This window comes from Haloferax prahovense DSM 18310, from assembly GCF_000336815.1.
In the GTDB taxonomy this organism is placed as follows: Archaea; Halobacteriota; Halobacteria; order Halobacteriales; family Haloferacaceae; genus Haloferax; species Haloferax prahovense.
In genome coordinates this window covers 1-12,585 of sequence record NZ_AOLG01000035.1, presented here as the reverse complement: position 1 = coordinate 12,585, position 12,585 = coordinate 1, and the positions used below count along the sequence as shown (strand labels likewise).

General features: G+C 55.4%; 6 protein-coding genes and 1 pseudogene. 6 read left to right on the top strand and 1 reads right to left on the bottom strand.

Annotated features, from left to right (window positions below):
• Window position 1: 1 nt before the first annotated feature.
• The 6 genes and pseudogenes from C457_RS10815 (at window position 2) to C457_RS10785 (ending at window position 11,459) form a co-directional block, all read left to right on the top strand.
• Window positions 2–1,111: a hypothetical protein gene (locus tag C457_RS10815; RefSeq protein WP_008094546.1), complete on the top strand. Its 1,110-nt coding sequence runs from the start codon at window positions 2–4 to the stop codon at window positions 1,109–1,111.
• The gene (locus tag C457_RS10810; RefSeq protein ID WP_008094544.1) at window positions 1,104–3,305 is read left to right on the top strand and encodes a VirB4 family type IV secretion system protein; all 2,202 of its coding nucleotides are present in this window, start codon (window positions 1,104–1,106) and stop codon (window positions 3,303–3,305) included. The genes C457_RS10815 and C457_RS10810 overlap by 8 nt, the downstream gene beginning before the upstream one ends.
• Window positions 3,295–7,479, top strand: a complete 4,185-nt coding sequence (locus C457_RS10805; RefSeq protein ID WP_008094542.1) for a hypothetical protein — start codon at window positions 3,295–3,297, stop codon at window positions 7,477–7,479. The genes C457_RS10810 and C457_RS10805 overlap by 11 nt, the downstream gene beginning before the upstream one ends.
• A gap of 343 nt (window positions 7,480–7,822) precedes the next feature.
• A pseudogene (locus C457_RS10800) lies at window positions 7,823–8,939 on the top strand (phage NrS-1 polymerase family protein); the annotation flags it as partial.
• A 1,407-nt stretch (window positions 8,940–10,346) separates the two neighbouring features.
• Window positions 10,347–10,706, top strand: coding sequence for a MarR family transcriptional regulator (locus C457_RS10790; protein ID WP_008094536.1), 360 nt, complete (start codon window positions 10,347–10,349; stop codon window positions 10,704–10,706).
• A gap of 141 nt (window positions 10,707–10,847) precedes the next feature.
• A complete protein-coding gene (locus tag C457_RS10785; protein ID WP_008094535.1) occupies window positions 10,848–11,459 on the top strand; it encodes a hypothetical protein in 612 nt (203 codons plus the stop codon).
• 292 nt (window positions 11,460–11,751) lie between these two features.
• Here C457_RS10785 and C457_RS10780 read toward each other — a convergent pair.
• On the bottom strand, window positions 11,752–12,585 hold an 834-nt coding region (locus C457_RS10780), incomplete at its 5' end, for an outer membrane protein assembly factor BamB family protein (protein ID WP_008094534.1).

The following is a 12,585-nucleotide window of genomic DNA, read 5'->3' as shown; positions in this document are numbered from 1 at the left end:
CATGTCGACAGATTCAGACGCAGCAGCACGCCGTATCATGGACCAATTCGGTGAGGAAAGCCGCATCCCATTCCTCAATGTCGAGGAGGGAGACGTTGGTGTCCTCATCGCCTTCCCACTCGTGGGACTGTTCATCGCCGGCCTCCTCGGAATCGACTCACTCTCACTCCCACTCATCGCTGGAGGGCTTGGCCTGGGGGCGGCCATCGTGTACGTCGCCCCCGACCACCTCAATGCGTGGACATGGGCGAAGGACGTGTATCGGTTTGCGAAACGGCCGCGTCGAACGTTCAGCGCAGCCGAATCGGAGGACAACTCTGCTCGAAACGATGGTGGCCTCGCGAACTACACCCCGTTCACTCCCGACGAACGGACACAGGACCTCACCAACGTTGAACGGGCGTGGCCCGGTGCTGGAGCCATACAGCGATCGGACGGCGCGATGGAGGCGTTCATCGAAATCAATCCCGGAAACATGGACTTCGCCATGTCCGATGATTGGGCCGGGTTGCAAGAAGCGGGGGCTGAGTTCGCGAACAAAGAACTTGACTCGAAACTCAAATTCCATGCGACGACCCGGTCGTTCCCGGTCGAACAACTCACCGAGAACATCGAACAGCGCCTTTCCGACGAAGACGTCTCTCGAAACCCCATCTTTCGAGAACTCCTCGAAGAGTACCGCGAGCGACGCCCACGGGCGATGCGAGAGCGTGGGACTCAACAGATACGCTTCTTTATCGGTGTCGAAGCGTCGCCACTCGAAATCTACGACCGTTCCGACGATGAGCGAACCCCGGCAGAGAAGTTGACCGATATCCCTGTCATTGGGTTCCTATTCAACCCGTTCGTTACCCGCCGCGAAGACCTCTCAGAAGCCGAACAACGTGCTCGAATGTTCGAAACGCTCGATAGCAAGATTGCTAGTATCGAGTCGGGATTCATCCAGCAGGCATCGGGATGGTCCGCTCGTCGACTCAGCACGGTCGAGTTGTTCGTGTTGACGATGGACTTCTGGAACGGTCACGAGCACGACTACGACAACCCCAGGCGAGTGATTCGAGACCAACCAATTATCCGGAGTTCTCGCCGGGAGGATGGTTTCGATGCGTAGTTTCACCCTCCAGATCGAGAGTGAACTCATCACCCAGACCCTTGAGTGGGTTCAACAACCGACGTCACCGGAGGGTGCGATGCTCTACGCCGCTGGGTTGCTCACAGTTGGTCTCATTGGAGTCGTTGCGTGGAAACGCCGCACAACTGAGAAAGCGCCCGAAGTTGACTTCTCAGATGTGTTTGACGAGGAGACACTGGAAACGGGCCATACTGATGGACGGCTCCTCGACGACATCGCAGAATCACACAAGACGACGATTGCACCCGCCGCTGTCGAATGGGAAACCCGTGCAGCCCACGTCGGCGAGCAGTGGACGACGACACTCTCGATTACTGATTACCCGGACTACCCGAACGACGGCTACCTCAGCGACCTGTTCCAGCTGACAGACGTCGAGTTCGATCTCACTGCCCATATCCGGCCAAAGAACCAGAAGCGTGCTCTGAACGAACTCCAAGACATCGCTGATGACCTCCAAGTTGACGCTGACCTAGAAAAGAGCGTTCGAAGTGGCTATCTCCAACAACGCGCGAACCAAGCGGCTGCGACGTACAACGCTGTTGAGAGTGGAACCAGTGTCTTCGACCAGGCGCTCTTCGTCACCGTTCGCGCCGACACACGTGATGAACTACGTGACGCCGTCCAGAGTGTGAAGAGTGCACTCCGCGATGAGCCTGCCAGTCTCACGCCAAAGACGGCCATCTGTAAACAGGACTTGGCGATACAATCTGCAGCACCGATCGGCGACAACGTCTTTGGCCGAGAGTCAATTGCCCTTGGTGGGGCTGTTGGTGCCCTCCTTGCATCGCCACACAACGCGACAATTCTCGAAGAAGGAGGCGTGGAGTTCGGAATCCACAAAGACACGCACAGCCCGGTCGTCATCGACCCATTCGCGCGTGACAACGGCTATGCGATGTTCACGGTCGGGGACACTGGCTCCGGCAAATCCTTTGGATCGAAGCAGAACTTCATTCGGTCTATCGAGCAGAGTAAGGACCGAATCGGAATCATCCTCGAACCGCTCAACAACTGGGCGGGTGTCGCTGAAGCGCTCAACGCCAAACGAATCACAGTTGGTGGGACACTTGGACTGAACCCACTAGAGATTCGCCAGACACCAGAGCATATCCAGCGGGCGATGGGTGAGGACGCGAGTCCATTCAACGAGAAACTCGACGACGCGATGAGTTTCCTGACGAACTACTTCGCACTCCGTGGCATCTCGCTCGAAGACCGCCGGACAACGCTCGAACTCGGTCTCAAGCGTTCATACGAGCGACAAGGAATCACCGACGATATCGCCACACACGGCAACCCAAGCCCGACTGTCCGTGATATGATGGACGTCTTCGAGGAGATGGTCGAGTCTCCCGAAGACTTCGTTGTCCGGACTGACGCCGAAGCGAGCAAGCTCCGTGACGACGCAACGTGGCTTCTCGACCAGCTTCGACCCTTCGAAGACGAGGGGAGATATTCGAATCTCGGCAGGGCCTCGGATTTCAACATCCGTGACGAGAAGGTCATCTACCTTGATCTAGCCCAACAAGAAGGCAGCGTCAACAGCAGTACGGCACTGACGATGCAACTTCTCATCTCGCTCGTCTACGAGCGGGCGAAAGAGACCGACAAGGAGGTTGTGTTCGTTATCGACGAAGCGCGGTACATCATGCAGGACGCCGCGAGTCTGGCGTTCTTGGAGACGGTGTTCCGTCACCACCGACACCACAATCTCTCGATTCGGTTGGTCACACAGACGGTTGACGAGTTCTTCGAACACACAGAGTCCGAAGCAATTCTCGACCAGTGTGCAGTCAAGCAGTTCCACCATCTCGATGGCATGGACGAAACGTGGGCCAAAGAGTTCGGATTGAACTACGCCCAGATGCGCTTCGTCCAGGACGCGATTCCCGGAAACGAAGATGCTGGCTATTCTGAAGCTCTTGTCGGCGTTGACGGCGAGTGGCGTGGAATCCGTGTTGAGGCGATGCCCAAAGAGAAACAGGTCATCGACTTCGACCCGACTGAATCGTCTGCTGAGTCGCTTCCAGGTGCTGGAGGAGACACAGTTGACCCCGAGATACAGGCAGTTCGTGAAGAGCTTCGAGACAACTCTCTTTCGAGTGAACACCCCACAGCTTCCGCTAAAACTGACGGTGGTTCTCAGGAGGTGTCCGAAGATGGAGCGTGAGTATCTTCGCGTCACACCGACGTCCGAAGAACTCGGGACCAACGGTATTGTCGAGGTCCTCAGCAGTCTCCACAAGCTATCGACGACCTCGGAGACCGGGCTGCTCAGTAAATTGAACCCACTCAACTCCTCTGAGCCCCCACGCTTCGAATTCCTCGCGATAAGCGAGGGTACCGATAGGCCGGTTGAGTTCTACTACGGGGCAACTGAGCACCTCGATACGCTCGAGTCGCGACTTCTGTCGATCTACCCGTCGACGTTTGACATCGAGCGTACGGAACTAGACCCCGCTCAGAAACTTATCCCCGAGCGGGAGTACACCCGCGAAGAATTCGAGGAAGCACTCGAAGCCGGGCAGCTATGGGATGAGTTTGACGAGCATGATGAAGATGATGACTTGGCAGAATCCGATGAACAGGAGCACGAGGTTGACTCAGAACCAGTCCACGCTCGCCCGTCGATAGACCAACTCCAGCCAGTCGGCGTCCAGTGGCGGGGGACTGCCGAGAGAAAGCGGGATTGGATGACGACGCTCGTTCCGTTCACGAAGGCGACTGCAGGCGAGGACGCAGGTGCTGAAATCACGATCACGCCGTTATCGACACTCATCGAACACTTGAGCGACTTTGATCACCCAATCGGATTCCAGGTTGTCTTCCAGCGGCGTCCTGAATGGAAAGCAGACGCCGAACTGCGCGTCGAAGACCTCAAAGATGGGCGAGACACATTCGCGCAACGGTACATCGGTCCGATTTTCGAATTCGACGATTACGATTACGAAGACAGACGTCGCCGGCGAGAACGTAACCTGCCGGACAGTGTCCAAGATCGTATTGACCGAATTACTGCGAAGCGTCCGAAGAAGACCTATTCAGTCAACCTTCGAACGGTCGCTGTTCCACCAGTCGACGCTGATACCGATGACCTAGCTTCTCAACTCGCGTCCATTCCTCCAGTGTTCGACCCACTTGACGGGCCGTTCTACGGCCTCAATGGACGGCGAACGGAACACAAGGGCTGGTTCAAATGGACAAGGCGAAAGAACGCTCGCAAGCATCTCAGAAACGTTCTGAACTGTGAATTAACGACTAGTTGGCGGAAAAAGAAGACACGCCCAGACCTCATCTTAAACGCTGATGAGTTAGCGAACTTCCTCCTTGTTCCGTCGGGTGAGCAACTCAGCGTCGAGGGTGCACGGGGGACACGTGCTGAACAACAAAGTCGGAATCCACTCCCACGGCCCCATCAGGACCTCATGGGAGAGTTCCGCGATGGGATGGCGATTGGGTACGCTCTGGACGGGAACAGGGAGCCCGAAGACGTTCCGGTGTGTATCCCACCGGATCTGCTGACAACTCACTATGGCCGATTCGGGACCACTGGCGCAGGGAAGTCTAAGGCCTTCATCAACGAAATCCTCTCGCTTCACGAGAATACCAAGGGGCCAGTCATCGCCATCGAACCGAAAGGTGACGGAATGGCTGAGAACTACATGCGAGCACACGCTCGGCGTTTCGGTACAACCGACCTCGAAGAGAACGTCATCCACTTCCCGATACCGGATGTGCTCCCTGGGTTCTCGTTTTTCAACATCAAACCCGCCTTAGAGAATGGGAGTCGGCGTACTGATGCAGTCCAACAGAAGGCCAACCACTACGAAGAGATTCTGAAACTTGCCGTCGGGACCGACAAGTATGACTCGGCTATCAGCTCTCCAACCCTGATTAAGGTCCTCATCAAGGCGCTCTTTGACGAACAGCATGGCCGAGAAAACGGGCTGTATCGAGAGTCTGCGGACTACTTTGCCCACCGGCAGTTGGAGTATGCAGTTGACCAACTCACGAGGGCGGGACCACCGACCCCAACGTTCGAAGACTTACCCAAATCGAGTAATGAGGAAGTCACACGTCTGCTTCGGCGACTACTCGAACTTGACCCGGCTTCATTCTCGATGAGAGTAAGCGGTATCGGATCTCGTCTTGCCCACCTTTCGCTAGACACCAACTTGCTCCCGATGTTCAACAACACGGAGCCTCGGTTTGACTTCCGTGACATCCTTGACGAGGACAAAATCATCCTCTTAGACCTTGGCGAGCTTTCGGGTGAAGCCTCTCGGCTCGTGACGGGTGTTGTGTTCTCGAACCTTTACGAGGCGCTCAAAGAACGAAGGCGCAAGGTGAACGACTACCCGGATGACTATGTTGTCAATCTCTTCGTCGACGAAGCCTCCTCGGTCGTTGTCTCTGGCTTGATGAATGATCTGTTAGAAAAGGGTCGGGCGTTCCGACTCTCTGTCGGGCTGTCGATGCAATACCCTGAGCAGATCGAAGCCGAAGGTGGGCGGAAAGTCTACTTGAACACTCTGAACAACATCGGAAGCTCACTCGTCGGCCAAATCAGCGTCGACCGGAAACTAGCCCAAGCGATGTCTCACGAGGGGATGGGCCCCGAAGAGTTCACCAACCGAATTGGGTCGCTGCCTCGTGGCGAATGGATTGCAAAGCTCCCGAGCCCGAACTTCAAGCAGACTGGACCCTTCCCATTGAGTCTCGAGCCACTGCCGATCCCAGCGGGTCATCCAGAAAGCGACTATCCACTCTCTGAACGGGAAGAAGAGGAATTCAAAGAGACGCTTTCAACGATGCACAAACGCGCTAAGAACGAATTTGGTGTCTCTGAGTCATCGGCACCGAGTACACAGACGCCCGAAGAACTTCAAGAGGTTCTCAGCGTTACTGACGACGAGTTAGACGTTGTTCTCGCGAAGGTTGTTCGGAGTATTCAACTCCAAAACGATGTCCGTGAAGAAAACGGGTGGGTTGCAGTCGAAGCAGTTGACGACGAACTTCGGCGGTTGTTCACTGAGGTCGAAGCCGAGGTTCCATCGTACGACGAGTTAGCGAGTATTCGGAAGCGTTCTCGATTACTCGAGACGGAAATTGATGTGGATGCTGACGAAGTAATCATCCAGCTGAGTGCCGCGGGGGAAGATGTTTCTACGCCAGACACGGGTGACGTTCGATCCGCTGGTGGAGATGACCACGATGGAGCACTCTTAGAGGTTGAAGAAGAACTCTCCAAACTCGGGTTTACCGTCTCGATTTTGTCGCAGGACGGAAGTGAGATGCCTGATGCACGAGCGACTCACCCAGAGTTAGAGGAGACATTCGCCATTGAGGTTGAGACGACGACACCTGGGAAACCCGCAAAGGTGCTCACAAACCTTCGGAAAGCGCAAGAAGAGGGTTCATTCCCTGTATTTGTTGTCCGTCCTGGAGACACGGAAACCTACTGGGCAGAACGTGTTGAGAATATCCTTTCACCACCGATTCGAGAATTAGCAGACGGTGAAACGTGGTTCTACACCTACGATTCGCCGCTCATGTTCAACGGTGGGGCGACCGAACAGGGCGGTGTTACCGCAGTTCGACCTGTGAACGGTGGTGACGACCAGAGACGTACTGTGTGGGCATTGGAGGACGATTCGATTGTTCTCCGGGATGGGTCCGGCACAGAGTATCTCCGGGCCTCCGAACGGCCTTCAGTCACCAAAGAGCGCGTGCCAGCAACGTACAGCTACGACCCAGCTGTCGACAAATATCTCGTGTATGGCCGTGGGGAAACACACGTCTACGAGTCTAAGGACGCATTCGAGTCTGAGTGGGTGAAAATCAAAGAGCCGTTCATCCCTGAAAATGAGTTGCCGAACCCAACGTACGATACAGACGACTATGCTACTGTCATCCTCTCTGAAGACGATGAAGCAGTCGTCTACGATGGTGGTTCACGGAAGCCACTCGATTCGCTCCTTGAGAATGCCCACGTGGAAGACCTAGCCGAAACCAAAGAAAACAGGGAGCAATCCGAACCCCATTCCGACACCTCTTCAGAACCTACTCTGGAGACCGGTTGGAAAGACGACCCAGACGCAGTTGTCGAACAATTCGTAACTGAATGGATAGTCGAAGACGAGCATAGTTCAGTCCCTGCCGCAGAGGTGTATTCGACGTATGAAATGTGGGCTGAGCAGCACCAAATCAGCCCTGACTCAAAGAGTTGGTTCAGCAGACGTCTCAACAATCAGATAGTGTTTGAGCGCTCAACTGAGCGCCGCAATGGTGAGGTTGTTCGCAGCTACAACGGCATTACACTGGAGAATCTGAGTAAAAGGTGATGCACAGTCAAAACATGGTCTCTGGGGCCTCTGGTGTCGTTCTATCGTGTTTCTCTTTCCCGTTACGCCAACGGCGTCTACTTGTTCGTCAATATCTGCAAAAACGCAAGACTGCGGCATGTTACGGCATCTCCGAGAATGGCGTTACATCTACTGGGCCTTCAGAAAATGCCGTACATTGCGTACACACACGGTACGAGTCTTCTACTCGCAGATTTGGAAATCTGTTACGGCAAAAAACGACTAGTATAGGGTGGGGGGTGGCCGTCGTAGACGGGCGAGCAATTGCTCGGGAGATTTTATCGTGGCGCGAGAGGCGCGCAGCCACAACCGTGAATCGACAATGACGAAAGAAACTACCACACTCGTGACACAGGAAACGCTCCCACCAGAACTCGTCGAACGAGACCAATGGGTATGCTGGCGAAGTGAGAAACGAGACGGGAAGCAAACGAAGATTCCAGTGGTCCCTGGAGAAGGATCATTCGCATCGTCGACGGACTCAGACACATGGTCGGATTTCGAAACAGCACTCGACTTCGTGACCAATGGGAGAGCAGATGGAATCGGCTTCGTGTTCACCGCTGAGGACCCAATCGTCGGCATCGACTTGGACGATTGCCGAGACCCAGATACGGGTGACGTCGACGACGACGCACAGGACATCATCGACCGACTCGACTCCTACACGGAAATCTCACCATCGGGAACGGGCTATCACGTGCTCATCAACGGGGACCTCCCCGAAGGCCGAAACCGACGTGGGCATATCGAACTGTACGACACAGCACGATTCTTCACCGTCACCGGCAACCGCGTCGACGACACGTCCGGACACGTCAAACGCCGACAGGACGCGCTCGAAGCGATTCACCGTGAATACGTCCAACTTCACTCCGAGAAATTCGAACCCGAACGTGACGAACATACGAGCGTCAGGGACGACGCCAAAACCACACCCACAATCTCCCTCGAAGACGACGAGTTACTGAAGAAAGCGAAGAACGCTTCGAACGGCCCGAAGTTCGAACGCCTGTGGAACGGGAACACCGCTGGCTACGACAGCAACTCCGAAGCAGACATGGCGCTGTGTTGTCTGCTGGCCTTCTGGACCGGTGGAGACACGACACAGATGGACACGCTGTTCCGACAATCGGGACTCCTTCGAGCGAAATGGGACGAGGTTCATTACGCCGACGGGTCGACGTACGGTGAGAAAACCATTGACCGGGCGATCGAGGCGACGTCGGAGTACTACGACCCCAGTCCAAGAAACGAATCGACGCAATCGAAGCTTGAAACGGGGCCTGAGACCACCGTTGTGGATACTGACGAACCGGGCCGTCGCAACGCCTATCTCCTCGAGAAGAACCAGTTGTTGTCTACCCGTGTGAGCGAACTTGAGGCGACGATTGAACAGAAAGACGAGCGTATCGCAGCACTCGAAAGGCAGGTTGAGGACCTCAGTGCAGAGCCTTCGGGTCAGAGCGACGAGGATGACCGTGAACAAGGACAACGAACCGGTGGCACCGAAGACAACTCAGAGGCTCTGTTGAAATCCTATTAGTCAGACATGACCCCTCGTGAAAGAGCCGTTAGGTAGGTCGTGCGAATCTAGCGATTCAGCAAGACAGGTCTAAACACGATTCCAGCGACAGCGCCGATTGCGGCACCAAAAGTCAAGCCAAGTGCGATACCTATCCCAATATTGTCCATAAATACGCCGAGGACAAGGCCAATTATCATACCAAACCCAGCTCCGATACCGACTGCCATCGATGACCCTATCCAACCGTCGTTCTCCGTCTCTTGACTCATATGCAACAGTTTCACACCTCGACTATAATAACCCATATGGGATACCGACGTGAGGCAAAATCGCAGATAATTCTGCTCAGCAGAGTTCGGGCATTACCCGATTCGTAGATGACCTGTATTGACCACAACCGGAGCAGAATATATCACATTCTGAGGATTTCAACAGAGCCAACTCAGACAATACTTCGCTACTCGGCCGAACGAGACGCTTGTTCAGTGGGAACTCCGAGTAATATCTAATAGCTATCTCCGTTTTATAGCCCCGTCAGGGGTGACGGGGCAATCGGTGTGCCCTGGAGACAACGCATGCATTCCGAGCAACAGCAACACGCACGTAGCATCGAGAGGCCGCTGAACAACCCGAAACAGTCCCGCTCCCCGTGGTCAAACCTCAATCTGACTGTCCCAAATAACCGTCACCGCACTTCGATTGTCGCGTTCGTCGAGTGCGTCCTCGTAGAACTCACTCACGAGGATGTCGGTGCGGAGTACGTCTCATCGAACGTGTGGGGAACAAAACGAACGCAGTTCATCGCAGCTGATGACGTTGCAGAGACGTTCTGCAAACGTCATTATGACGAGCGTCTGGGATGGCATGAGACGACAATCAGTCGGGAATCCGTACGCAACGAGTTAATCGACCGACTTTCGCAGACAGCATCACTGGCGACCGACCATAGTCACAGCGCACCTGTTGAGGCGAGCGATGTGTTCAGTGTGAAGCCGGTGCGGCAACTCTACAATCGACAATCTTAACCAACGAATGTTGGTCTTTTCAGGTCACAACGAGACGGCCACGTTGAATACGCTACTTTCCCACCACCACTGGTCCCGTCAGAAACGGTCCTGTTGCATTTCGCCTGAAAAGACCAATGGCGACATCATCTCGATTCTGTTGGTTAAGACGACCATATCACTGTCTTCTGTTGAACCCCCAGACTGTGACACGAACCGCGTGACCCTCTCCTGCATTTCTGGGCACGGTAGTCCCTCATCCAACGTAACAAACACACCAAACAACTATGTCCCAACAAACCCAACACTGGTCTATGTCGAGCGGTACTATCGATATAGACGAGTTCGAAAACGCTGACGCCGACGAATTCGAGGAACGGAATGACACCGAGCGAATCGTACTGTTCCTCGACAAGAATGACGACCGGGCGTGGAAGGCCGCGACGATTGCCGAACGACTCGGGCTGGAGACGGACGCTGTCAGTGCGATCCTCTCACGATTGAAGGAACGCGGTCTCGTGCGGCACAAGCGCCCGTACTGGGCGATCACGGACAACAAGGAACGGCTCCAGTCGACCTATCGGCTCCACCGACACCATGAGAGTGCAGCCGAACAATACGGCGAGGAGCGTCTCGAGGATTTCCGGACCGACCAGATGGAAGATGTACAGTGACTGCGTTCGAGGACCGGGAACACGGCGACGTCGTCTGGGGGACCGATCCGCTCTCGGAGAGGGGTCGCCCGAGGCTCGTTCTGGGCGTCCCGACACAGATGACGCAGCGCTTAGTTTATCGGGGTTCCATGGAGAGAACTGATGGAACTCAGTGACGGCACACTCACGGTTTCACGAGAGCTTTCAGAACTCGACAAAGATGTACTCGAGTTCACGCAGATCCTCGACGCCTGCGATGTTACCTACGTCATCGTTAGCGGGTACGTCGCGATCCTCACTGGGCGTTCTCGATCAACCGAAGACATCGATGTCATTCTGGATTCATTGTCCGAAGCGGAGACTGAACAGTTAGTTACGGAACTCAAAGATCGAGGATACTGGGGGATGGCGATGCCGCTTGATGAGATGTATTCGATGTTGAGCGAGGGCAGCCGGATCCGAATCGCTGAGGAAGGAGAGATGTACCCGAACTTCGAGACGTGGTTCGTCTCAAACGATGTTGAGCGTGAGGCCCTTGCGAACCCCCTCACGGTGACATTCGATGAAGGGCAGATCGAGATCAGTCCGCTTGAACTCCAAATCGCGTACAAACTCCGGCTTGCGCAAGCCGCAGACAGCCTCAGCGGAAAGGATTTCGAGGATGCACTTCACCTGTACCTGACTTTCGAGGAACGATTTAACACGGAGCAGCTCGAAACGTATGTCAACGAGCTTGGAGTGGAGGAATACTATGCTGAACTCAAAAACGTTTGAAGACGATCATCGGCGGAATACCGAGCAACGGCGTGCGATGATCAAACAGTGGGCCGAGTACGTTCGGACGCACGACGATAGTGAGTGGTCACGCCAACAGAATCGGCTTATCGACTCGCAACTCCAGTCGGCTAACGAGATGGCTGCGGCTGGCGATACAGATCCCGTTCGGTTCGCGGCCGCTCGCGATCGACTGCGCGACCGATGACCGACGAGGATGCGCCTTTGCAGGATAACGAGGATATCAATGGTGAAGCATCGGCTCAATGTTGATTAGACAGAGTTGCGTATCTTACCCGCTGGCACCAATCGCGTAGATCCGCCCATCTGCGGTTCCAACGTAGCACATTCCGTGTGCCAGTGCGACTTCAGTGTCCATGATGTAGCCCGCCATCCCGATGTCTGGGACGGTGATCTCAATCGTCCACGCATGTTTGTCACCGGTATCGTAAGCAACGACTGAATCGTTCCGCGGCACGACCACACCACCGTCACCTACAGCGGGTGGTTGATTATCGCCATTCTCAGCCGACCGCCAGTGAATCGACCCGTCCGAAATATCGATTGCAACGAGTCCTCCGTGATACGTATTCACGTACGCGGTGTCCGCTGTGACTGCTGGTGAGGGGATCGCGTTCCCGTAATCCTCGTCGACGACGGTTGTCCGCCATAGCACGGTTCCATCGGCGGTATCGGCGGCGACGAGTTCCTCGGCGATGCCCGGGACGTACAGACGGCCGTCGGCGACTGTCGGTGTGCCCTGAATATCCGGACAGCACTCCTCAGGCGTGGCGATCTGTTCGCTCCAGCGTGGCTCACCGGTCGTCGCATCGAGCGCTGCAATACGGCCGTCCGTTAATCCGACGTAGACGCCGTCACGATCCGCACAGGTTGCTGTGTAGCACTCCCCGTCGATAGGTGTGCTCCACTGTTGGGTACCATCCAACGTGTAGGCGTACACCGCGTTGTCCTCGTCTCGCGTCGCCAGGTAACACGTTCCGTCGACGACTGCTGGCGAACCAGTCACGTCCGGAACCGTCTCCGTCCACTGGATCGATCCATCGGAGCGGGCGGGAGCCGTCAGGGTCGCCTGCTCGTAGTCCGGCCCGCGGGTGACGGCCAAGAG